The sequence below is a fragment of the Candidatus Phaeomarinobacter ectocarpi genome (assembly GCF_000689395.1).
In the GTDB taxonomy this organism is placed as follows: domain Bacteria; phylum Pseudomonadota; class Alphaproteobacteria; order CGMCC-115125; family CGMCC-115125; genus Pyruvatibacter; species Pyruvatibacter ectocarpi.
The window spans coordinates 287,521-310,053 of the sequence record NZ_HG966617.1 but is presented as its reverse complement, the minus strand read 5'-3'; the positions used below and the strand labels follow the sequence as shown (position 1 = coordinate 310,053).

Below are 22,533 nucleotides of genomic sequence, written 5' to 3'. Positions count from 1 at the left end.
ATACGTCTGTCGGGGCGACAAGCGTGACTACATCACCGTCCTGGGACGGGACGAGGTCTGTGTCCGGATTGGTTTCCTCAATGTCGGTCATCTGACCTTTGAGGAAAGTGTCCATGCTATCGGACACAGACACCTGAACTTCCTGTGTCGTGCCAATAACCGACGGGTCCGCCTCAACGAACTCCTTCAATGTGATATCCGCACCGCCAGACAGAACGGACGCAAGCTCACGCTTGTCGCGGCGCGCGGTCACATTGGGAAAGCGATCATAGAGGGCCCGGCGCGCGAGCGCCTGATAGTTGGCCGCACCGAGATTATCCGGGTCGATCTCGTCCGCGCTCAGCTCAACATTGAGGGTGGTCTTGTACTGTGTAAAGGCCGGCAGGCCCTGCCATACGATTGAGCCGATCAACCATACGAGCACACCAACCGCAACAAAGATGGCGCCCAGGCCATAAGCCTGAAAGCGGGTTTCAGCAGCGTAGCGGCGACGGACGCGCGCAGGAGACAGATCCGGCTTGCGGTCGACGACAGATCCAGGAGTTGAGGTGGCGTCAGTCATACTTTTCCCGGTACTTGCGAACGATGCTGAGCGCGAAGACGTTCAGGCAGAGCGTGATGAAGAAGAGAACAAGACCCAGCGCAAAGGCGGCCAGTGTCTTGGCGCTGTCAAATTCCTGGTCACCGACCAGCAGCGTCACAATCTGAACGGTGACGGTGGTAACGGCTTCGAGCGGGTTGGCCGTCAGGTTGGCCGCCAGGCCTGCGGCCATGACCACAATCATGGTTTCACCAATGGCACGAGATACAGCCAGCAGAACCGCGCCTACAATGCCCGGCAATGCAGCAGGCACAACGACCTGCTTGATTGTTTCAGACTTGGTGGCACCCAGAGCAAATGACCCGTCGCGCAGTGTCTGCGGCACAGCGTTCATCACATCATCAGACAAGGAGGACACAAAGGGGATGATCATGACACCCATGACCATGCCCGCCGCCAGTGCACTCTCTGATGCCACGTCCAGGCCGACAGATTCACCAAACCCTCGAAAGAGCGGCGCCACGGTCAGGGCTGCAAAGAAGCCATAGACCACGGTTGGAACGCCTGCGAGAACCTCAAGAATAGGCTTGGCCACCGAGCGGAATTTGGGGCCCGCATATTCGGACATATAGATGGCTGAGAACAGGCCGACCGGCACCGCGACACACATGGCGATGATGGTAATAAGGAAAGTACCAGCGAAAATCGGCACCGCGCCAAAGGCGCCAGACGACCCAACCTGCTCGGCGCGGATGGCCGTCTGCGGGCTCCACTGCAGGCCAAAGAGGAATTCAACCCAAGAGACGCGGGCAAAAAAGCGGCTGGCTTCAAATATCAGCGAGGCCACAATGCCAATGGTTGTAAAGATCGCGATCGTCGAAGCGACAACCATGATGATCCGAACGACACGTTCGACGCGGTTACGGGCGCGCAGATCCTTTTCGATGTGGCTGCGTGCGTAGCCGATGCCCAGGATGGCAATCGCGAGTGCCACGACGATCAGGGCCATGTTGCCGATCCACAGCGCCGCGGAATAGCCATCGGCGGCGGCCTGAAGGGCAGGATCAACCTCGCGGCTGACAATGTTGCCGGTCGCAAGGTTCTTGATATCTGTAATAAGGAGGTTCAACTCCGGCGCCGTAAGCGCTGCGACAGTTGAGTCCGGCAGATTGGCCCGCAGGATCATGTCCGCCACCTGCGGCTCAAGCGCTACCCAGAGTGCGAGCAGAACAAGGGCGGGGATGCCGCACCATACGGCGACATAGGCGCCGTGATAACTGGGCAGAGAGTGAAGGGAGACCAGCTCACCACCCGCAACTGAGGTGGCCTTGCTGCGGCCCAACAGGTACCCGATGTAACTCAGGACCAGAATGACAAGGATTAGGGTGGTCGCGCTCATGCGGTTACTCGTTCGTCGTCAGATGCCGCATCGCCGGTGCCCATGATGGACCGAAGCGCTGAAACGGTCTGACTTGCCCCCAATAGTCCGGAAATCCGCTGATTAAGCGAGGTTCCGGCGCCCATCGGCGCACCAAGCTGCGCGTCGAAAAGCACGAAAATTCAGCAAGATAGAATCGGCACGGTAGAAAAAGAGATTATCAAATTTGCGGTCTGAGTGCCGTTGGGGCGGTAATCCCGATGGATCGCCGCCCCGCCAGCGTTTTGACTACATTGTCAGCGGTGTCAGTGCGAGTGCACCTTCGCGCATTGCTTCACGATCAGCGTCTGGAAGCGGGATCAGACCCTTGTCGATGGCATAGCCTTCTGGGCCAACAGCCTTTTCAGCAACGAATTCAGCAACGAATTCCTTGATGCCAGGAACCACACCGACGTGCTCATTCTTCACGTAGAAGAAAAGTGAGCGGGAGACGGGATAGTCGCCGGAAGCGATTGAGTCGAAAGTCGGCTCATTGCCTTCAACGATAGAGCCGTGAACCTTGTCGCGGTTTTCTTCGAGGAAGGAGAAGCCGAAGATGCCCAGAGCGTTGGCGTTAGCTTCAAGCTTCTGAACGATCAGGTTGTCGTTTTCACCAGCTTCAACGAACTTGCCGTCTTCGCGCATTGTGTCGGAGATGGCACGGAATGCCTTCTTGTCTTCGCCACGCAGGGTGTTGAGCATGTCGAACTTGCGAGCGCCCTTGCGCATAACGAGTTCAACGAAGGCGTCACGTGTACCGGAGGTCGGGGGCGGGCCCAGAACTTCGATTTCAACATCCGGCAGTGACGGATCAATGTCGGACCACTTGTTGTTTGGGTTATCAACAAGATCGCCCTCAGCGTTTGGAACCTGCTTGGCAAGTGCCAGGAAGATCTGCTGACGGGTCAGTTCATATGTTGGTGCAGAGTTTGAGTTGGCGAGCACGATGCCATCGTAACCGATCTTGACTTCGGTGATGGTGATGCCGGCTTCCGTGCACTTTTCAAATTCGCTGGACTTGATGCGACGTGATGCATTGGTGATGTCCGGGTGCTCAAGGCCAACGCCTGAGCAGAACAGCTTCATGCCGCCACCTGAACCAGTTGATTCAACAACAGGTGTTTTGAATTCGGTCGTCTTGCCGAACTGCTCAGCGACGAGGGTCGAGAACGGGAAAACCGTCGAGGAGCCGACGATCTGGATCTGGTCGCGTGCCTGGGCAGCGCCGGCGAATGCAATCGACGCAACCGCTGCAGCAGCGATGGTCATCTTACGATAGTTCATGATTTCTCCATCCGGTTGGAAATCTTCAAAGACCATTCCCCTAAGACGCCCCCTTGGCGACCCGGCAACGATCCTGAGACAACAAAAAGTGTGTGACCGCTTCCGCCTGAAATACGCCAAGCGTGCGCGCCGCTATGGGTGACACCTTCCCAAGCCGACCGTCTCAGCGGGTCGGTTGCCGCGGAAATTAGGCCGGACCCGCGACCGATTTATTACGCATAGATGACGGTTCAGTGACAGCATGCGTCTGCTGTGAAACGGCTGTTTTCAGCGCTTTTTGGGGATTTCTCTTTGTATCTGGACGGTCGTCATTTTCCATATCCGCACATAGTGCATGGTCTTATATGACATTGCCTGTCACATTCGCCGGCGACCGTGCGACGACCGATGCCAGAATCGATTTCTGATCAACCGGCAGGAACACCTTGAAGGTCGATCCAACACCTAGCTCGCTGTCTATCGACAAAGAGCCCATGTGCCGATTGACGATGTGTTTGACGATCGCAAGTCCAAGCCCGGTGCCACCTCGACGGCGGCTCTGCTCCACATTCACGCGGTAGAACCGTTCTGTCAGACGCGGAATATGCTCTCGTTCAATGCCATGTCCAAAGTCCCGCACGGTCATGACGATGCTGCCGGGCAACGGATCAACACTGGAAGTACCTTCGCTTCCCTGAGGCCGGTCGCGCCGCAGCGAGACTTCGACGCGGCCGCCGGACCCGCCATATTTGAACGCGTTGGCCAGCAGGTTCTGGCAGACCTGAACCAATTCATCGCGGTCGCCCAGGGGCTGCGGCAGGCCCTCCTCGATGTCGATGCTGATGGTTACCCCTTCTTTTTCAGCAAGGGGGGACAGCATGTCTGCGGTGTCGTGAATAATGGAGGCGAGGTCCACGCGATCGCTCGGGCGCACATGCTCATTGAGTTCGATGCGGCTGAGCGAAAGCAGATCATTGATGAGACGGCCCATGCGCTCCGCCTGCTCTTGCATGATGCCGAGGAACTTGTCGCGGGCATCAGGGTCGTCACGCGCGGGGCCCTGCAGGGTTTCCACGAAGCCGGACATGGATGCCAGTGGCGTGCGAAGCTCGTGGCTGGCATTGGCGACAAAGTCTGCCCGCATCTGCTCAGCGCGCTTGAGGGTCGTCAGGTCGTGCAGCATTATCAGCACATTTCGCTGACGTTCCTTGGCGTTGTCGCTGGCGGCTGCGATGACCGGCGCGATAAATGCGTGGTAATGGCGCTCGATGGGAACAGGCTGTGCGTATTCAACTACTTGGGCAGCCTCGCCCTCCACCACATGCGCCACCGCTTCGAGAACTTCCGGCACACGCATGACAGTTGAGATGTGACGGCGGGCTGCGCCCTGCCCCACAATATTCATGGCGGCGCGATTGTGCAGGATGATGCGACCGGAGCGATCCAGCAGAATGATCGGGTCCGGCAGACGCTCAATGATGGCGACACCGGTTTCAGGTGTGAGTGGAAACTCGGATCGGGTTGCCGTCGGCCGGGTCATCGGCAGTTCTGCACGACGCACCGTCTTGCTGGCACGCGGCGCAAACTTCAGCCACCCGGCACCCAGTGCCGCAATTGCTGCTGCGAGCAGCACCGCAGCGTCCATGGACATGACATCAACAAGACCCGCGAACAGGACACAGCCCATAGCCCCTGCCGCCACCACGGCGATGTCCAGGGTGCGCAGATTGACCAGGTCTTCCGACGCAGCCGGGCGCAGACCGCGCCTTAGAGGATCGCCGGATCGGGGCGGATCGCCGGATCGGTGCGGATCGCTGGATTGGGTCAGGTCTTCTCGCTCATCAGCCATGGAATCTCCAGAGCAGAAGGGACGGCAGAATCAGCCCGGCTCTTATGTGCCAAAGTCCCAGCTACCACCTGCCTTGTAGTGTTTGAAGACATTTTTGGCGATCAGGATGCGATGCACTTCATCGGGACCGTCTGCCAATCGCAGGGTACGGGCGCCGGTGTACATGCCTGCAAGCGGCGTATCGCCTGAGACACCAAGGGCACCATGCACTTGAATGGCGCGGTCGACCACACGCTCGAAGGCAGCAGGCACAAACACCTTGATGGCTGAAATGTCCGTGCGGGCATCACCGCCTTCATCCATGACGCGGGCGCAATTGATGGTCATCAGACGTGCCGCCTGAATGTCCATGTAGCTATCCGCGATAAAACCCTGCACGAACTGCTTGGTCTCCAGTGTGCCGCCATGCACTTCCCGGCTCATGGCGCGGGTCACCATCATGTCGAAGGCCCGCCACATGGCGCCGATGGAATTCATGCAGTGGAAGACACGCCCAGCGCCCAGCCGGTCCTGAGCGGCCGCGTGCCCTGAGCCGACGCGACCAAGCGCATTTTCTACAGGCACCCGAACGTCCGTATACGTTATTTCACAATGGTCGCCGTGGGTGTGTCCCCAGACGGGGACAGAGCGAACGATTTCAAGACCCGGCGAGTTCATTGGTACGATGATCTGCACCATGGTGTCGCTCGGCTTGCCGGCTTCCGCTTCTTCACGGGCGGTCCGGCACATGACAATGGCGAAGTCTGCCCGGCGTGCGTTGGACGTGTACCATTTGTGGCCATTGATGACCCACTCGTCCCCTTCGCGGACGGCGCGGGTTTGAATGGAGCGCGGGTCAGAGCCTGCATTGTCCGGCTCGGTCATGGAAAAGCAGCTTTCCATCTCTCCGGAGATCAACGGCTCGAGCCATTTCTTCTTTTGTTCTTCGGTCCCGTATTTCAACAGCACTTTCTGGTTGCCCGAGTTCGGCGCCACCACACCAAACAAGCGCGCTGAAAAGGGCGACCAGGCCATGACTTCATTCATGTAGGCGTGGGCCAGAAATCCGACGCCCATGCCGCCATATTCAACCGGCAGATGCGGCGCCCACAGGCCCTGCTCCTTGACGTGTTCCTTGATCTCGGCCCGGACCGGCTCGGCGTCCTTGCCGCCTTTGAAAAGGATCGGTTCGGCGGGAATGATCTTGTCATTGACGATCTTGGCCGTACGCAGCCGGATGTCATTGACCTCGTCCGCGAGACCGGGAATTGGGGCGATTTCCATAGGATTTACCTTCCTGAGACAGCGTTTTTCTTTTCGGAAGTGAGGATAAGCAGGCCTCAGCCATTGCGCCAGCTTGGCGCTATCGGGCATAACACCGCCAACATTACTGACAAAAAGTCATAATCAGGCTCCAGGAAATCGCGAATGACCCAGATTGCAGGCAAAACCATTTTCATCACCGGCTGCGCGTCAGGTATCGGCCGCGGGCTCGTGAAACATGCCATTCAACATGGCGCCAAGCGGGTGATCGCGACGGATGTGGATTCTGCGGGTCTTGGCAAGACGGCCGAGGAAGCCTCCAAGCTGGGGTCCGGCGACATTGAAACGCATATTCTGGATGTTTCGGACAAGGACGCGGTCTATGCCCTGGCGGACAGCATTCAGGCCGACCATGGCGGCGCGGACATTGTGATCAATAATGCGGGCGTGGCCCTGTTCGCCGAGGTCAACGAGATGACCTATCAGGACTTTGAGTGGGTCATGGACATTGATTTCTGGGGCATGGTGTACGGCACCAAGGCATTTCTGCCCCGGATGATCGAGCGCGGCTCCGGCCACATCGTCAATGTGTCGTCGATCTTCGGCATGATTGCGGTACCGGGCAACTCCGCCTATCACGCTGCCAAATTCGCCATTCGCGGCTTCACCGAAAGCCTGCGCACGGAAATGGTGCGCAACGAGACCGGCGTTGAAATTGCCAGCGTTCATCCCGGTGGCATCAAGACCAATGTGGCGCGCAATGCGCGGCTGGCACAGAACGAAGAGTTGCTGGCCCGCAAGGACGAGATCGCCAAGGGCTTTGACGAGTTTGCCCGCACCACGCCGGAAGAAGCGGCTCGGGTGATCTTCACCGGCATTGAAAAGAACAATCCGCGCATCCTGATTGGTGGTGATGCCCGCTTCATGGACCGCATCCAGCGTCTGCTGCCGATCAAGTATCACAAGGTGCTTGGCCGACTGATGGGCCGACAGGAAGAAGAGGCGTCCTAGAATTGTGGGCGCGGTGACATGCCCTTGCAGAACAAGATTGCTCGTGGATACCCGGCGTCGCCGGACCACCAACTCCCAAGCCAGATATCCCAGCCTGTCACCTAAAGCCTATCCGCAGGGGAGCAACGAAAACCGTGCTTCGCATAACTCTCCCTTCGGTATGAACCTCCGGATCGAGTCAATTCCACTGTCGCCACATTTGCGGACCTGCGCAATTGCACTGCGCTGGCATACTATTAAGCTCTTACCCATGTCCCCCTAACGGGATACCTCACGGGAGGTGCAATCTTCCTCGCCGCAAATTCGGGGTTTGAAAAACAGCCTTCAAAGGAAGACTCCTTTCGCGCTCCGTTAGTGAAGCGTGTTTACACTTTGTTCTAATTCTCTGTGCAGGTCAATTGATGCCTGCTTTCGGTGTAATTGTCTTTGAAATCAAATGCTTCGCACCGTATAACGCCGCCCATGACGCACAGCACCAACAAGTCCAAGACCGACAAGAAGCTAAAGCCTGAGCCGCTTGTTCTCCCTGCCGGAGACAAGCTGCTTCTGCATTCGTGCTGCGCGCCGTGCTCGGGTGACGTGATGAACGAGATTGAGCGCTCGGGCATCGAGTACACGATCCTGTTCTACAATCCGAACATTCATCCGCGTAAGGAATATGATCTCCGCAAAGAGGAGAACATGCGCTACGCGGAAAAGCTCAACGTGCCGTTCATCGACCTGGACTACGACAAGGACAACTGGTTCGAGCGTATTCGCGGCTTTGAAAACGAGCCCGAGCGCGGCCACCGCTGCACGCTGTGTTTCGACATGCGCTTTGAGCGCACGGCTTTGTATGCCTACGAGCACGGGTTCAGCACCATCTGCTCAACGCTGGGTACGTCGCGCTGGAAGGACTTCAACCAGATCAACGGCTCCGGCGAGCGTGCGGCATCACGCTACCCGGACATGGCCTACTGGACCCACAACTGGCGCAAGGGCGGCGGCAGCCAGCGGATGCTGGATGTCTCAAAGGAAGAAGAGTTTTATCAGCAGGAATATTGCGGCTGCGTCTATTCCCTGCGCGATACGAACAAGCACCGCATGGATCAGGGCCGTCCACCGATCCGCCATGGTATCAAATATTACGGCAAGCCGGAGACGGACTACGAGGCGAAGGCACTGGCTGCCAAAGAAGCCCAGACAGATACAGATGCCTAGGCCACTGCCTCCACACGATCGAGTTCCTTTGTCAGGGCCTTGCGGGCCTTTGATTCAAAGTCCGGATCAAGCCAAGGGCTGAACAAGTCGAACATCTGGACGGCGCCGCGGGCCATGTCATCGCGCACCAGTTCGCTTTCGGCTTTTTCCACTTTTCGAAAACTGATCCAGGCACTCCAGAGCAGCCAGGTGTTGAGCGCGATGGACTTTCTCAGGCGCGCCGCCTGGGCACGGGCCTTTGGCAGCAGGGCTGTGCCCTGTTTTTCCAGCACGACCACGATTGCTTCCAGCGCGGCCAGGCTCCAGCTCTGGAACTCCTTGTAACGCGCGGCGAGTTTTTCATCGGCTGTGAGAAGGTCGGTCTGACTTGCGAAGAAAAAGCGATAGGCCCAGGCGATCTCCATGGCGTTGAGATAGAACGCTGCAAATCGCTCCGGAGAGATGTGATCTATGTCCCGCACCAGGCTGTCGCGGAATGCCGTTTCAAAGCGCTCATAGACCTCCGCCACGATCTCTTCGCGGCTTTTGAAATGGTAGTAGAGATTGCCCGGGCTGATGCTGAGCGCTTCGGCAATACGCGTGGTGCCGGTGGCTGATGTGCCCTCCCGGTTCATCAACTGGCGCGCGCCTTCAATTATTTTTTCCCGGTTTCCGGCCATTTACACAGTCCTACTGACGCCATACTTGACAGACATCCGATTTTAGAGGAAAAACTCTAAATTAGATGAATTACTCTAATTGTCGCTGCTCACAGAAGCGCGCGCAAGGGGAAGGACCGGGAAATGGACACGATCGTGCAAGACGAAACGTCACATGGGGCCGCACCTGAAGGTCGCATCAGGGGTGTGCGCAAACTGAAATTCAGTTTTCCCATTGAACAGGGCGCCCACTGGAACAAAAAGCGGCCGGAGTTCAGCCAGATCGTCAACGCGGCGTCGCTGGCGATGCCCTATCTTGAGCCCTACCTGATCCGCACCATGGCAAAGGCGCGCCCGCTGGTTGATGACCCTGCCCTGGTCAAGGAGCTGAACGGCTACGTCGCGCAGGAAACAACCCACTACCGCCAGCACAAGATGTTCAACGACACGGTGGCTGCCTGTGGGTATGAGAGTGTGGCGCCCTTTGAAGACGTGCTGAAGCGCGACTATGCCAACTTTGGTGAGAAGCGCTCCCTCAAATTCAACATGGCGTATGCGGAAGGTTTTGAGTCCATGGCGCTCGCTATCGGGCACATGCTGGTGGAAGACCGCGAACATCTGTTTGGTGATGCGGACCCTGCGGTGTCCTCGCTGGTGCTGTGGCATTTCGTGGAAGAGATAGAGCACAAGGAAGCGACCTTTGACGTGTTCCATGCCATTGGTGGCGGATACTTCTGGCGCATCTATGGGCTGCTGTTTGCGACTGCGCACATCATGTACCGCATCGGCCAGGGGTATCGCGCGCTCCTGAAGGAAGACGGATTGTGGCGCAACTGGCACTCACGCTGGCAGCTGGCCAAGGACCTTGGCCGCATCTTCCGCATCCTCACGCCCAAGATGCTGCGCATTCTCAAGCCTTCCTATCACCCCAGCAAGGTTGCTGATCCTGACTGGGTGAAGGCGTGGTGGGACCTGTATGGCGCACATCCGGTGACCATGGGCGAACAGCTTGGCAAGCTCGACACGACCCGGCTTGAAGAACCAGAACCGGCACTTATCGCTGCATAAAGACGGCGCATTACCAAAGGGGAGAACACGGACTGATGGCTGATACAACGTATACGGACAGTGTGGAGCGGAGCGTGATGACCGAGAGACGGCGCGCTCTGCTTTTTTTCAACGGGTTTGGGCTTTTTGCCGTCGCCTGCCTTTTCGGGTGGGTATGGTTCTTCCATCTGCTTGGCGAGATCGTTCTCTGGCCGCTGCCGATTCAGATTGAAGTGGATATTCCCGGCGACTCCCGCGCCTTTCGCATGGGTCATATGGAAGCCATCACGCAGGGCCTGATGCTGATGGGGCTTGGCTTTGGCGGGCGCTACCTTCGGCTGACCGACCGGATGCAGACGGTGCTTCTGTGGTCGTCCCTGATCACCGCATGGCTGTTTACCCTGCCTGCCATGGCCAACACGTTTTTTGGCACACGTGGCCTGGCGTTTGGCGGTGGCCCGTTCAAGCAGAGTCTTGCCAATGACGTGATCTACCTGTTCGGCTGGCCGCCGGTCATGGCCGTGCACATCATGCTGGCCGTCATCGCCATCGGCGCACTGGCGTACCTCAAAGAAACGAAAAACGCTTAGGAGATCATCTCACGCAGCACTTTCTCGGTTGCTTCATCGGCCGGCAGGAATGTCTCGATAGAGAGTTCTGCCAGGCCGATGTCAGCGGCGGTGCCGAGGCTGCCAATGATCGACGTGAAGCGCATGTCCACATCGCCCAGACGCATGTGCAGGGGGATGATGAGAGGCACTGCATTGTCAGCGCGGCGCGGCGGCTTCCAGCCCTTGGGCAGCATCTCCATCATCATTTTGAGGACGGTGTCGTCGCCTGCGTGGTCTGCTTCCCGGCGCACGCGTTTGAGCACGTCGGACACAACCTCATCCCAGTTGACGATCGCATCGCGCATGGGGCCGGGCTGGAGCATGAGCTCGAACATGGTTTTGTCGGCACTGTCGTCGCCTGCAAGGCTCATGAGCAATCCGCCACCGGCATTCGTCATCAGCACGCGCCAGTGGCGATCCAGCACAAGCGCTGGAAACGGCTCGGTGCTCTTGAGAACCGTTTCAAGCACCTGGCGGATGTAACTTGCGTCCGGCGCTTCCAGCGCTGTCTCGCGGTAGGCGGGCGCAAACCCCGCCGAGAGAAGCAGCGGGTTGCGGGCGCGCAGGGGAATGTCCAGCGCGTCGGCCAGCGTATCCACCATCTGGCGGCTGGGTTTGGCGCGGCCGGACTCCAGAAACGACACATGGCGGGATGATACGTCCGCCCGCACGCTCAACTGCAGTTGGCTGAGGCCTCGAATCCGGCGCCAGAGACGCAGATGATCGCCAAAGGTCTCAGGTTCTGTCCCTTCCAAGCCGGCAGGATTGGCAATCAAGTCATTCATTGTGGGTCTCCTGAGACGGGCAAACAGGTTGGGCTGGCTTATATATTAGGAGGCACCTATCAGCTTACACTTACCTTCCAGGTAAGGTGCAAAGCGGGTTGAAAGCACGGGTCCAATCCCCCAAGTGACATCTAGATTGTCAACTTAGGGCGGAAAACATGAGCAGGGGCTTCACTTTTCGTGTGATCGGAACAGGTTTTGGCCTGTCCGCCCTGCTCGGCGTTCTTGTGGCAGGGCTCGCATTCACATCCGCTTCCGCCGCACCGCAACGGGTATGGATCGACACGGACGCCGCCTGCGGCGCACCGGGCCGCGTGGACCCGGACGACTGCTTCGCGCTTGCTGCCCTTGCCCGCAATGAGGACATCGAGATCGTCGGGATCTCGACTGTGTTTGGCAATGCCGGCATTGAGTCCACAGATACCATTACACGCGCACTGGCATTTGAAATCGCGCGGGAGACGGGTCGACTCCTGCAGGTACATCGCGGCGCGGCGTCACCCTTCTCTCCCCCTGTCCTTCGTGAAACGGATGCCACACAGGCCCTTGCACGGGCTCTGGAAGAAGGGCCGCTGACGCTTGTTGCGCTGGGGCCACTGACCAATCTTGCAGACCTCTTCAGCGCACGGCCCGACCTTGCCGACAATGTGACAAACGCAGTTGCCGTCATGGGTAAACGGGAAGGCCATGCATTTCACCCGGCAGAAGGGGCAACCGGAGGTGTGCTGTTCGGGCACGGCCCGCTTTTTAGGGATTTCAATCTATGTGAAGACACCGAGGCGGCGCGCCTGCTGGCAACTCTTGATATCGCGGTGACGCTCCTGCCGTACGAGCTTGCCCGCCAGGTGGAAATCACGTCGCAGGACCTCGCGGTTCTTACCGCTTCCACGGGTGCTGTCTCATGGGTGGCGGAACGATCAAAGGCATGGCTGGCCTTTTGGCAAGAGGACGTGGGGCGCGACGGGTTTTATCCGTTTGATCTGCTTGCAGCAGAGTATCTCTCGACGCCGGACCGGTTTGACTGCGCCCTTGAGCCCGCACGCATTGCGACAGACAGAAAAAGCTATGGAGCATTGCTGCCCCAGACAGGGCTGCTCGTTGGTGAGGCCCAGGCGGCTGCAACCCATAAGGTCACTTACTGTACGAGATATCTGGGTGGCACTCTTTCGCTTCTTGAGGGGCTGGCCGTGACGCCCGACCACTCACCGCTTTAAAAAACCTCTGCGTACCGCCAGTATGGGTGCCAACTGTTTCGCACTTTTCAGAGGGTCAAATGAGCTGGCAACCATCACAGGACGCAGACTGCAACGGCGAAACCGGGTGCGCACCGGTAAGGGCGGTCATCACACCAAAGCCAAAGGACATCGGTGGCTTTGAGGTGCGCCGGGTACTGCCGTCGATTGAGGCGCGATCCATCGGCCCGTTTGTGTTCTTTGACCATATGGGACCCGCGATGTTGCCTGCCGGACAAGGCATCGATGTACGCCCGCATCCCCATATCGGCCTATCAACCCTGACCTGGCTGTTTGATGGCTCCATGATGCACCGCGACAGCATCGGCGCGGTTCAGGAAATCAAGCCGGGTGAAGTCAACTGGATGACGGCCGGGTCCGGGATTGTGCACTCGGAGCGCTCGCCGGATCATTTTCGTGACAGTGACGCGCGCATTGAAGGCATTCAGACCTGGCACGCCTTGCCTGCGGAAGATGAAGAGATTGATCCCACATTTGAGCACTACCCCATGGAAGATATTCCAGTGGTGGACCATGGCGGCGTGCGTGTGGCGCTGATCGCCGGCGGGGCCTTTGGCATGGTGTCGCCGATGAAGGTCTATTCAGAAACGCTGTATGCGGATGTTCGCATGCAGCCCGGCACGCAGTTTGGCGTTCCCGTCGGGGTTGAAGAGCGTGCCCTTTATGTTGTTGACGGAGAAATAGAGGTCGCGGGCGATACGTTTGGGAAAATGCAGATGCTGGTGCTCGACCAGCATGTGACCCCGGCCATAACTTCGCCACACGGCGCACATCTGATGTTGATTGGTGGCGCTCCCATTGGTCCGCGCAAACTCTGGTGGAACCTGGTGTCTACCCGGCCTGAGCGTATTGAGCAGGCCAAGCAGGACTGGCAGGAGGGCCGCTTTGCCAAGGTGCCCGGCGAAGAAGAATTCATTCCGCTTCCGGAGAAGTAAGAACATGAAAAATCTCACATTCCTTGGTGCACTGATGTGTGCGGCGTTTGCGTTCATGGCGCCGGCACACGCGCAGGGCTTCAACTCAGCCCCCGTGCCCAACAGCATCACCACCAAATATGGTGAGACACGCGCTTACTTCCGGGACTGGCTGGCCGTGTGCAAGCCAGGCGAAGATGCCTGCCGTGCCGTCGGCTACGCCGGCAAGGTGGGGCATGTAGGGGATTACCAGTTTTATGTCCGCTCCGGCACGGTTGGTCTTGATTACCAGATGCAGTTCGTACCGATCGCCGTGATGGCAGACACGTCGATGCCCATGGAGATCATCATCGACGGTGAGTCGCTGGGTACCTTTGAGTTCGGTGCCGATGATGGCTACTACCGCGAGGGCAATGTGGTGAATGAATTCACGTTCGGCCAGTCGCGCAGCAATCTCGACATGCTCCCAGCGATGCAGGCCGGGTCTTCCATGGTTGTGCGGTTTACGGATGAAAACGGCGAGACCGGCAACGTCCAGTTTTCGCTCTTTGGCCTGACCAACGCGCTTCGCTGGATGGATGCCTACCGCCAGAGCGACTAGCGCTCGCGCTGCTGCCGCAGGCTCAGGGCCGCCAACCCAAGGACGAGGATGGACAGGATCACCGACAGGACGGCATTGCCGTTCCATCCTGCCAGGTCATACGCGATGGTTCCTGCCCAGCTGAAAATGCCGCCACCTGCAAACATGATGACGATATAGATCGTCATCAGGCGGGTGCGGATTTCAGGGTCGAGACTGAGGAACGTCATGCGTCCGGACACGTCGATGGCAGGGCCGACCAGGTTCATCAAGATGATCGGGATCATCAACAGCCACAGGCTATGTCCAAAGAATGGCAGGGTCACAACGGCGGCGAGTTGACCTATGGCCAACACGAAGCGGGCTTTGGTGGCACCCACCTCATCTGCCCATTTCCCAAGGCGTGCCGTCGTGACAAGGCTGATGGCGGAGAAGACCGCCAGATAGCCAACCACGTCCACACCATAGCCCATTTGCGGGCTGGTCAGATGAAGGCCAAGGCCCATCCATACTGCCAGAAAAATGCCAAAGCTCAGCGCCTGGATGACGCCGGATAAAAGGATGTCGGGATGGCGGCCGATGATCGGAAAGATTGAGAGGATCAGCTCGGCGTAACTCTGGCCAGGTACTGTCTCGCGATCGCGCGGCTCCATGATGAATGGTAGCAGGATGGAGACGAGGAGCATGAGACCCGCCGCTGCGTAATAGACCGAGCGCCAGCCAAACTGCTCCGCCAGAATACCGCCACCAGCACGCGCCACCAGAATACCGGCAATGATGCCCGTGGTGAGAATGGCTGTCGCGTGGCCAAGCTCACCGGGGGCCACACGGCGCGACACATAGGCGGGCAACAGATAGGGCGCGATGGTGAAGAAACCCAATAGGGTCGAACCTGCGACAAACAGCTCGAAGTCCTGGGCAAATGCCATTCCGGCAATGGCAAAAAACTGCGCCGCGACAAAGATGGATGTCAGGCGCTTGTTGCTGACCCGGTCACCCAGTGGCAGCAGGAAGAAGATACCCAATGCCAGTGCGATCTGGTTGAAGGCGGGCACCGCACCAATGATCGATGCACTGACACCAAAGTCCTCCGCCACCACGGCAATGATCGGGTGAATGTAGTAGGCATTGGCCGTGACGACGGCACTTGCCAGCGCGAGCAGATACAAACGTGGCCTGCTCAGGGTGTGTCCATGCTGGCTGTCGTTCGACGTCATTTATGCTCCGCCCGATCTTGCGCCGGGCACAGCCAGCACTGGTGAGGCAGCGTCATACGCCGCCCGCCCCCTCAACACCAGACCGTGACGCGCAAGGACGCTTGTGTCAGCGGCTCTCGCGGAAGGCTTTGACGCGCGGATTTGCAGCACAGGCTGCATAGTCCGCCTGGATCATGTCGCGGCGCGCATCAATCGCAGCGCTCATGTCAGGGTCTGAGAAGATGTAGAGGCGGTTGTCGCGGATTGCATCAAGCGTAAGACCCCCAACGACTTCAGGGGGCATGCCGCCTTCCACAAAGGCTGTCATGGCTTCCAGGCCTGCAGCGTCGTCATAGGTCTGGCCCGAGGGACGGCCGAGATGGGCGTTGTGGATATTGGTACGCACAAACCCAGGGCACAGAACACTGACGCCGATCTTGTGCGCCTCAAGTTCAAGGCGTTGGCTTTCAGACAGGCCAACAACGGCAAACTTTGTCGCACAGTAGGGAGAGAGGCCAGGACTTGCCCAATGGCCAGCCATGGACGCCACGTTGACGATGTGGCCGCCGCCACGCGCCTTGAGAAGCGGCGTGAATATCTCCGTGCCATGCACGACACCCATCACATTGACGTCGATGATCCAGCGCCAGTCCTTGAGGGGGATGGTGCCCGTGTCACCACCAAGGCTGACACCCGCATTGTTGACCAGGATGTCAACGCCGCCGAGTTCAGCCACGGCCTTATCGGCAGCGGCACGCATGGCGGCTTCGTCGGCGACGTCACATGTGGTTCCCCACGCGGTCACGCCAAGTGCGATGAGCGCTTCAACAGCCTCATCAACTTTTGCCTGATCCAGATCTGCAATCATCACCTGGGCGCCCTCTTGGCCCAGTGACTTTGCGATTTCAAATCCAATTCCCGAAGCACCGCCGGTAATGAATGCTGTCTTGCCGTCTATCTGCATTTGTTCGTGTTCCGTTCGATCTGGTCTGGCTTCTATGTGCCTAGGTGGGGGTGTGTTGTTTCATACCCAACCAATTTGTAGAGTCGGCATGACCTACTCGCCGCGCAGGCAGGAGCACACGTCAATTGACAGGTTCTGGAGACATTGTCACCAGACGACCGGATTGGCCAGAGGAACATCCGTATGCTGAGATTTGCCTCCTTGGCCATTGCCGCGTTGCTAGCGCTTCTCACTGGAGTATTCTGGATGGTCTATGCCCCCCTGCCTGACAGCCCCGCTCGCCCTGCTGTTGGATATTCCTATCAAGCCGAACGGGATGGCCGTGCAATTGAGTATTTCGCCAATGGTGACGGGCCGGTTGTGGTTTTGATGGCCAGCGCCGGGCGCGAAGTGAGCGACTTCAATGAACTGGTGACAATACTGGTGGCCAATGGATTTCGAACCATCGCAATTGAAGCCCCGGGCATTGGTGGATCTGCCTTGCCGGACAAGCCTGTGAGCCTGCGCGATCTTGCTGCTGACATCGATACAGTCCTTGCCAGAGAAAAAGTGAGCGGTCCGGTGGTGGTGCTGGGCCATGCCTTTGGCAATCGCGTGGTGCGCGCCTTTGCCCATGATCATGCACCGCGCGTGCGGGCAGCGATATTGATTGCCGCCGGTGGACAAAAGCCTGTGCCCGTTGAGGCCAGCAAGGCCCTGAGGGCAGCATTTGATCCGACCGTTCCTGCAGACGTGCGCGAAGCGAATATCCGCATGGCGTTTTTTGCCGGCGACAATCCCATACCGGACTACTGGAAGGTTGGCTGGTACAGGGATACGGCCACATTGCAGGGCAAGTCGTGGCAGCAAATGGGCGACGAGCCATGGCAGGCGGCTGGTGGCGTGCCCATTCTTGTGGTGCAGGCGGACAGCGACACGGTGGCGCCCAAAGAGGATGCGTCAGACGTTCTGGCTGAAGAATTTGCCGGGCGCGTTGAGGTTGCCCTCATCGAGGACGCGGGACACGCGCTGCTTCCAGAGCAGCCGGACGCGATAGCGCAAGCAATCCTCAGCTATCTCGACCGGCTGAACTAGACCAGGCTACTCCGCAACATATTGCGGCCAGTTGCCCTTGATGTAGTCCACGAAGGTGTCCGAGATGCCTTCGGCATTCAGATACCCACGGCTCGCAGGCAAGGTGGCCGGCGTGAAGCTGCGGTTGGCTTCATAGAGTTTCGGGAAATCGTGGTTCCACATAGCAGCGCGACCAAGCATGGCGTAGTCGTACCCGGTTGCCAGCACTTTTTCAGCGTCCGCCGGTGTTTCGAGTGCACCTGCTGCACCCAGTCGGGTGTTGCCGCGCTTGAGGGCACCGAAGTGATCCAGCAAGGATTTTCCCTTGAAGTCGTCTTCTTCGGGTTCCTTGAAGCAGTCCCACAGGGACATGTCGAGGAAGTCCACGCGGTCGTCGTTCAGGAGCTTTTCAGCGACGCCAAGAACTTCACCAAGCTGCATGCCGAAACGTTCCGGTGACAGCCGCACACCCAGCACAAAGTCCTTGCGGCATCGGGCACGGACACCTTCGATGATCTCGAACAGAATGCGGAAGCGGCCCTCCGTATCCCCACCATACTGGTCATCGCGCTTGTTGATGGAAGCGCTGAAATACTGGCACAGGATGTACCCATGCGCCCCGTGCAGCTCGACGCCATCAAAGCCTGCCGCCTCGGCGCGCTCAGCGCCACGGACAAAATCTTCAACGAGTTGCTGCGTCTCCGCCAGTGACAACCCACGTGCGCCGGATCGCTCGTTGTCGGATGGACATACTGGGGGACCATCCAGCAGTTCTTTTACCAGTGATGATCGCATGCCGGCATGATGCAGTTGAACCAGGGCGACACTGTCATGCGCCTTGATGCCCTCCGCCATGCGGGTGAGGCCGGGAATGTGCTTGTCATCCCAGATGCCCAGTTGACCGGGGAAGCCCTGCCCGATGGCCTGCACGTGCGATGCACAGGTCATGGTGAGTCCGAAACCGCCCTTGGCGCGCATGGTGAGCCATGTGTACTCGTCATCCGACAGGGTGCCGTCAGCATTGCTTTGGCAGTTGGTGAGGGGGGCAAGCATGAAACGGTTTTTCATGGAGGGACCGCTCGTGAAAGAGAGCGGTGACAGCAGGTCTGTCATCTGGGCAGGCTCCGAATGGTGTGAAATTCAAATATGGATTTGAGGCTCAGGGTGCGCATTCGCAGCGCTTGCGTCAAATCGGTTAGGTCGCACAAGAGGCGGCGGGTTTGACGTGACAGCCGGACACCGGGCCGATGCCGTAGGCCATGATGACAAATTCGGCCAGATAACTCCTGGACGTTGATGGAATGACGATGTCCGCATGGGCATCCAGTACAAGGCTCTGGGCATGAATGACGCGGGCCTGCTTAACAAGGGCAGCATCGGCCGTGACGTCTTGTGCAGGAACCGGATCCCGCGACCAGAAGGGCAAGGCCCGCAGCAGTGCCGGCCAGCGCCTTGCGCACTGGCAGGCCAGGCATCGCCGCGAATTTTGACAGAGGCTTTTTCCTGAGATGAGTCACGGCGCCTCCCGGCGATGCACAGTTTGTTTTGTGTCGTTCCCGGAAAGTTCGGCATTTGTCAGCCGCCGCTTGTATAGGTGTCGCTAAGCGCGTGCCGGAGACAGCTTCAAAGCGCGCCGCAGGACTCCATATATCGCGTCTTTGTGAGTCAGCATGGGCTGCTCGATCCATAGCCACGACACGGTGGCAACAGGGATCGTGATGGCCAGCGTGGCCACAAACAGTTCCAGCGGCTCCAATGCGGGCAGCTGATAGATCAGCAATTGCTGAATCGGGAAGGCGTAGATGTAGAGGCCGTATGAAATGTCCCCGAACTGATTGAACTTGCGCACCGGCCCTTCGGGAATGAACGCAACCCACAAAGACGTGTAGGCAACGAAAACATATAACGCCAAAGGGAAAGCCGCCGTGCCGTGGGCCACAACGGCGGACGCGAACAGCGCGGCCACGCCAGTCCAGTGTAAGGGAATGGTGTCGCGCAGCTCATGGGCCAGCACACCCAGGCCGAAGCACAGGCCAAAGCGCACCAGATGCTGCGCAGGTGTGATGTCGGCAAACAGGGTCGGCATGAAAGACAGAACAATCAGCGGTGCACTCAGCACCGCAAAGACCACAAGCATTTTCAGCCGGGTTGAAAACACGCCGAGCATGCCCAGAACCGCCAGGGCTGCGTAGCAGACAATCTCGTAGCGCAGTGTCCACAGGGACCCGTTGATCTCGAAGGGAACCGGATTGGTTTCAAACACGCCGGGCAGCAGGGCATCGGGCGTCACGAGGCTCGCGGTCAGCGGCACGTAGGCCATGGTTTGCGGCGACGTGAAATACGCCCACAGCGACAGGCTGGAGGCAAACGGCAGAACCATCAAGGCAGTCATCACGACGCAGACAATCAGTGCCGGGAGAATACGAATCGCACGCGCTGCCCCGAAATGGGTCAGCGAAGACGAGCGATGCCAGCTGCGGATGACCAGAAACCCGCTGACCACAAAGAAGATATTGACCGCGTGATAGCCCAGCGTAAAGCCGGTCAGATCAGCCAATGGCTGGGAACTGCCCTCTCCATTAACGATAAGATAGCTGTGCGACAGCGCCACAAGGGCTGCTGCAACCAACCGCATCAAATTGAGATTGTTGTCGCGTCCAGAAGACACGTCTCCAAGGATTTTAACCCTAGCCATAGCCGTACCCGCCCAAATATCCGAGGCGTTGCGCTGTGCCCTTTGTGGACACCCGCGCGCTGAACACCTCGATAAGACAGGACGTTGCGAGGAATGTGCCAGTGGCTCGTTGTGATGCGTGGCAATAGAATTCGTTATAGAGGGGCCTTACGGTTCCATGGCGTTTCCAGAGGCAATATCTGCTGACAAAGCAACACCGCTCATGAGTCACATCCAAGACAAACGCCTTGCCGACCTGCCGGCAGGTGCGGTGCTGATCTCCGAATTCGTTTCTTCGGCGCGTGAGGTGGAGTTGCTGGAGTGGGTGGACCGTCAGCACTGGCGGGATGATCTGCGTCGCCGGGTTCAGCACTATGGCTGGGTTTACGACTATCGCGCCAGACATGTCGCTGCGGACGCCTATCTCGGCCCGCTGCCGCTGTCTCTCAGGGCTGAGTGTGATTTGATCAGGGCTTTGGATCTGTTTGGTGAACAGCCAAGCCAGATCATCGTGAATGAGTACGAGCCCGGGCAAGGCATCGCTCCACACACTGACTGCGTTCCCTGTTTTGGCCCTGTGGTCGCGTCATTGTCGCTCGGGTCACCGTGCGAGATTGTTTTTGGCAACAAGACGAGTGGTGCCAAGGTTGGCTGTCTGCTTGAACCACGAAGCCTGCTGGTGCTTGGTGGGCCAGCACGCTTTGAGTGGACGCACGCAATCCCCGCCCGCAAATCCGATGTGGTTGAGGGCGTTCGCACAGCGCGCAAACGACGGGTTTCGCTCACATACAGAACAGTCCTGGCAGGCTAGAAGCTGCGACTGTCACTCTTCATCCAACAGGCACCGCGACCCATCAGGTGTCGTTGCTTTGTTCAAGATGGTTGCTATCGAACGCGGCCATTCGCTTTGCGGATGGCCTGGCTTCGCATCGCGCGATCCATTCCTTGATGGCCTGATTGTCCGGGGCAGCGTCTGGCGACCAGGTGAAGGTCGAGACCAGCAAGAGGTCCGCGGCTGTAAACCTCTCTCCCATCAGGAATAGACTGCTTTCAAGCGCAGCAGACAAGCGGGCGATCATCTCAGGCATTCCCCGGAACGTGACGTCGAGGACCGGGTGCGACAGGTTCGCCACGCCAATCGCAATAACCGGCTCTACAACGTTGCCGTACCATGCAAGCCAGCTGAGATAGCGGCCGCGCTGCGGATCGCCCACAACCGGGCCCATCCCGGCCTTGGGGAACAGGTCGGTGAGATAGAGGATGATCGCGTTCGATTCCCAAATCTCCACGCCGTCATGAACCAGCAGAGGCACTTTGCCTTCGGGATGGGGGTTCTTGGGGTCGCGCCCGCCTGATCCATCGTTGCGCGCGACGCCGACAATCTGGACATCGATCTCGTTCCAGACATCCAGTTCATCAATCAGACGAATGATGCGCGAGGAACGAGAGTTGGGCGAATGATAGAGCGTCAGCATGAGTTGATCCCACAAGTTGGCTTCGACAGGCCATCTGGTATATGCGGAACATACTGTCAGTTTCCGTCAGGATGTCATGAGGGGATTTCATGAGGGGATTTCATGAGCCGACCTGAACGCCTATTCCGCCTTCTCAATGCCTTGCGGGTATTGCCCAAACCGGTGACCGCCGCCCGGCTTGCGCGCGAGACCGAAGTCTCCGAGCGCACGCTTTACCGCGACATTGAAAGTCTGCGGGCAGGCGGCGCGCTAATCGATGGTGCGCCCGGTCTTGGCTACACACTCACCGAAGACCCGGCCCTGCCGCCGCAGACGTTCGACCGCATTGAGATGGAAGCGCTGGTCGTTGGTCTCAGCGATGTCCGCCAACGTGGTGATCCACATCTGGCAGAAGCCGCTGATGCAGCCCTCGCCAAAATCACAGCAACGCTGCCCGACCGACTGCAGCGCCAGATGCTGCACGCGACCCATATGGTCCATCGGTATGAAGCGCCTGCGGCTACCACGCCGGACATCTCGGACATCCGTTCGGCCTGCTGGGATGAACGGGCGCTCGACATCGACTATCGCGATGCGAACAGCGCCAGGACACAGCGGCGCATCTATCCGCTGGCCATCGTCTATCTCGACACCGGCTGCGCCCTGCTTGCCTGGTGCTGCCTCCGCAAGGACTTTCGAAAATTCTGGGTAGCGCGGATCGACGCATTCAAGCCGACAGACGAAAGCTTCCGCCCAAAACGCGCCAGTCTCCTGCGCACCTATCTTGCGCAGTTTTCATAAAACGAGGCGTCTGCAGCGCAGGGGCTTTCGAAAAGGGAAG

The 22,533-nt window shown here is 58.6% G+C and carries 22 protein-coding genes and 1 pseudogene; 10 read left to right on the top strand and 13 right to left on the bottom strand.

All coding sequences use genetic code 11. From position 1 onward, the window contains the following. Positions 1 to 97 precede the first annotated feature (97 nt). The 5 genes and pseudogenes from BN1012_RS17855 to BN1012_RS01470 all read right to left on the bottom strand — a co-directional run. Positions 98 to 562 (bottom strand): annotated as a pseudogene (locus tag BN1012_RS17855) (DUF3333 domain-containing protein); the annotation flags it as partial. Continuing rightward, the gene (gene pstC / locus BN1012_RS01485; protein WP_043948233.1) at positions 555 to 1,940 is read right to left on the bottom strand and encodes a phosphate ABC transporter permease subunit PstC; all 1,386 of its coding nucleotides are present in this window, start codon (positions 1,938 to 1,940) and stop codon (positions 555 to 557) included. The gene pstC and the pseudogene BN1012_RS17855, both read right to left, overlap by 8 nt. A 267-nt stretch (positions 1,941 to 2,207) precedes the next feature. Continuing rightward, positions 2,208 to 3,242, bottom strand: coding sequence for a substrate-binding domain-containing protein (locus tag BN1012_RS01480; RefSeq protein WP_043950481.1), 1,035 nt, complete (start codon positions 3,240 to 3,242; stop codon positions 2,208 to 2,210). A 340-nt stretch (positions 3,243 to 3,582) separates the two neighbouring features. Then, positions 3,583 to 5,070: an ATP-binding protein gene (locus BN1012_RS01475; RefSeq protein WP_052534307.1), complete on the bottom strand. Its 1,488-nt coding sequence runs from the start codon at positions 5,068 to 5,070 to the stop codon at positions 3,583 to 3,585. Positions 5,071 to 5,112: 42 nt separating this feature from the next. Then, positions 5,113 to 6,333: an acyl-CoA dehydrogenase family protein gene (locus tag BN1012_RS01470; RefSeq protein ID WP_043948232.1), complete on the bottom strand. Its 1,221-nt coding sequence runs from the start codon at positions 6,331 to 6,333 to the stop codon at positions 5,113 to 5,115. 144 nt (positions 6,334 to 6,477) lie between these two features. Here BN1012_RS01470 and BN1012_RS01465 point away from each other — a divergent pair, with 144 nt between their 5' ends. Together BN1012_RS01465 and BN1012_RS01460 are read left to right on the top strand one after the other, a co-directional pair. After that, positions 6,478 to 7,323 carry an SDR family NAD(P)-dependent oxidoreductase gene (locus tag BN1012_RS01465; protein ID WP_043948231.1) on the top strand — a complete coding sequence of 282 codons (846 nt, stop codon included), beginning with the start codon at positions 6,478 to 6,480 and terminating at the stop codon, positions 7,321 to 7,323. A gap of 462 nt (positions 7,324 to 7,785) precedes the next feature. Further along, positions 7,786 to 8,523, top strand: coding sequence for an epoxyqueuosine reductase QueH (locus BN1012_RS01460; RefSeq protein WP_043948230.1), 738 nt, complete (start codon positions 7,786 to 7,788; stop codon positions 8,521 to 8,523). On the opposite strand, the gene BN1012_RS01455 is transcribed toward BN1012_RS01460, so the two are convergent. Further along, positions 8,520 to 9,182, bottom strand: a complete 663-nt coding sequence (locus BN1012_RS01455; protein ID WP_043948229.1) for a TetR/AcrR family transcriptional regulator — start codon at positions 9,180 to 9,182, stop codon at positions 8,520 to 8,522. The two genes, BN1012_RS01460 and BN1012_RS01455, sit on opposite strands and share 4 nt — an antisense overlap. Positions 9,183 to 9,305: 123 nt before the next feature. On the opposite strand from BN1012_RS01455, the gene BN1012_RS01450 reads away from it, so the two are divergent. Both BN1012_RS01450 and BN1012_RS01445 read left to right on the top strand, forming a co-directional pair. Then, positions 9,306 to 10,229 carry a metal-dependent hydrolase gene (locus tag BN1012_RS01450; RefSeq protein WP_043948228.1) on the top strand — a complete coding sequence of 308 codons (924 nt, stop codon included), beginning with the start codon at positions 9,306 to 9,308 and terminating at the stop codon, positions 10,227 to 10,229. A 35-nt stretch (positions 10,230 to 10,264) separates the two neighbouring features. Further along, the gene (locus BN1012_RS01445) at positions 10,265 to 10,798 is read left to right on the top strand and encodes a styrene oxide isomerase (protein ID WP_197538326.1); all 534 of its coding nucleotides are present in this window, start codon (positions 10,265 to 10,267) and stop codon (positions 10,796 to 10,798) included. On the opposite strand, the gene BN1012_RS01440 is transcribed toward BN1012_RS01445, so the two are convergent. Continuing rightward, positions 10,795 to 11,604, bottom strand: coding sequence for a helix-turn-helix domain-containing protein (locus BN1012_RS01440; RefSeq protein WP_043948227.1), 810 nt, complete (start codon positions 11,602 to 11,604; stop codon positions 10,795 to 10,797). The two genes, BN1012_RS01445 and BN1012_RS01440, sit on opposite strands and share 4 nt — an antisense overlap. Positions 11,605 to 11,762: 158 nt before the next feature. On the opposite strand from BN1012_RS01440, the gene BN1012_RS01435 reads away from it, so the two are divergent. From BN1012_RS01435 to BN1012_RS01425, 3 genes are read left to right on the top strand one after another with little or no spacing between them, the layout of a single operon-like run. After that, positions 11,763 to 12,818, top strand: a complete 1,056-nt coding sequence (locus BN1012_RS01435; RefSeq protein WP_043948226.1) for a nucleoside hydrolase — start codon at positions 11,763 to 11,765, stop codon at positions 12,816 to 12,818. A gap of 59 nt (positions 12,819 to 12,877) precedes the next feature. Continuing rightward, entirely contained in the window at positions 12,878 to 13,792 is a 915-nt protein-coding gene (locus BN1012_RS01430) for a pirin family protein (RefSeq protein WP_043948225.1), read from the top strand. 4 nt (positions 13,793 to 13,796) lie between these two features. Next, positions 13,797 to 14,372: an invasion associated locus B family protein gene (locus tag BN1012_RS01425; protein ID WP_043948224.1), complete on the top strand. Its 576-nt coding sequence runs from the start codon at positions 13,797 to 13,799 to the stop codon at positions 14,370 to 14,372. Here BN1012_RS01425 and BN1012_RS01420 read toward each other — a convergent pair. Further along, on the bottom strand, positions 14,369 to 15,568 hold the full coding sequence (locus BN1012_RS01420; protein WP_043948223.1) for an MFS transporter: 1,200 nt from the start codon (positions 15,566 to 15,568) through the stop codon (positions 14,369 to 14,371). The two genes, BN1012_RS01425 and BN1012_RS01420, sit on opposite strands and share 4 nt — an antisense overlap. A 106-nt stretch (positions 15,569 to 15,674) precedes the next feature. Continuing rightward, positions 15,675 to 16,511 carry an SDR family NAD(P)-dependent oxidoreductase gene (locus BN1012_RS01415; RefSeq protein ID WP_043948222.1) on the bottom strand — a complete coding sequence of 279 codons (837 nt, stop codon included), beginning with the start codon at positions 16,509 to 16,511 and terminating at the stop codon, positions 15,675 to 15,677. 183 nt (positions 16,512 to 16,694) lie between these two features. Between BN1012_RS01415 and BN1012_RS01410 the strand changes: the two genes are divergently transcribed. Further along, positions 16,695 to 17,585, top strand: coding sequence for an alpha/beta fold hydrolase (locus BN1012_RS01410; protein ID WP_043948221.1), 891 nt, complete (start codon positions 16,695 to 16,697; stop codon positions 17,583 to 17,585). Between the two features lie 6 nt (positions 17,586 to 17,591). On the opposite strand, the gene BN1012_RS01405 is transcribed toward BN1012_RS01410, so the two are convergent. The 3 genes from BN1012_RS01405 to BN1012_RS01395 all read right to left on the bottom strand — a co-directional run bounded on the left by BN1012_RS01405 (position 17,592) and on the right by BN1012_RS01395 (position 20,259). Then, on the bottom strand, positions 17,592 to 18,677 hold the full coding sequence (locus BN1012_RS01405; RefSeq protein WP_043948220.1) for an NADH:flavin oxidoreductase: 1,086 nt from the start codon (positions 18,675 to 18,677) through the stop codon (positions 17,592 to 17,594). An 82-nt stretch (positions 18,678 to 18,759) separates the two neighbouring features. Then, positions 18,760 to 18,990, bottom strand: coding sequence for a hypothetical protein (locus BN1012_RS01400; protein WP_043948219.1), 231 nt, complete (start codon positions 18,988 to 18,990; stop codon positions 18,760 to 18,762). 174 nt (positions 18,991 to 19,164) lie between these two features. Next, positions 19,165 to 20,259: an acyltransferase family protein gene (locus BN1012_RS01395; RefSeq protein ID WP_081826145.1), complete on the bottom strand. Its 1,095-nt coding sequence runs from the start codon at positions 20,257 to 20,259 to the stop codon at positions 19,165 to 19,167. A 202-nt stretch (positions 20,260 to 20,461) separates the two neighbouring features. Here BN1012_RS01395 and BN1012_RS01390 point away from each other — a divergent pair, with 202 nt between their 5' ends. Next, the gene (locus BN1012_RS01390) at positions 20,462 to 21,049 is read left to right on the top strand and encodes an alpha-ketoglutarate-dependent dioxygenase AlkB (protein WP_043950478.1); all 588 of its coding nucleotides are present in this window, start codon (positions 20,462 to 20,464) and stop codon (positions 21,047 to 21,049) included. Positions 21,050 to 21,092: 43 nt separating this feature from the next. On the opposite strand, the gene BN1012_RS01385 is transcribed toward BN1012_RS01390, so the two are convergent. After that, entirely contained in the window at positions 21,093 to 21,713 is a 621-nt protein-coding gene (locus tag BN1012_RS01385; RefSeq protein WP_043948217.1) for a glutathione S-transferase family protein, read from the bottom strand. A 102-nt stretch (positions 21,714 to 21,815) separates the two neighbouring features. On the opposite strand from BN1012_RS01385, the gene BN1012_RS01380 reads away from it, so the two are divergent. Beyond that, positions 21,816 to 22,493 (top strand): helix-turn-helix transcriptional regulator, encoded by a 678-nt coding sequence (locus BN1012_RS01380; protein WP_043948216.1) that lies wholly within the window; start codon positions 21,816 to 21,818, stop codon positions 22,491 to 22,493. The last annotated feature ends 40 nt before the right edge of the window (positions 22,494 to 22,533 follow it).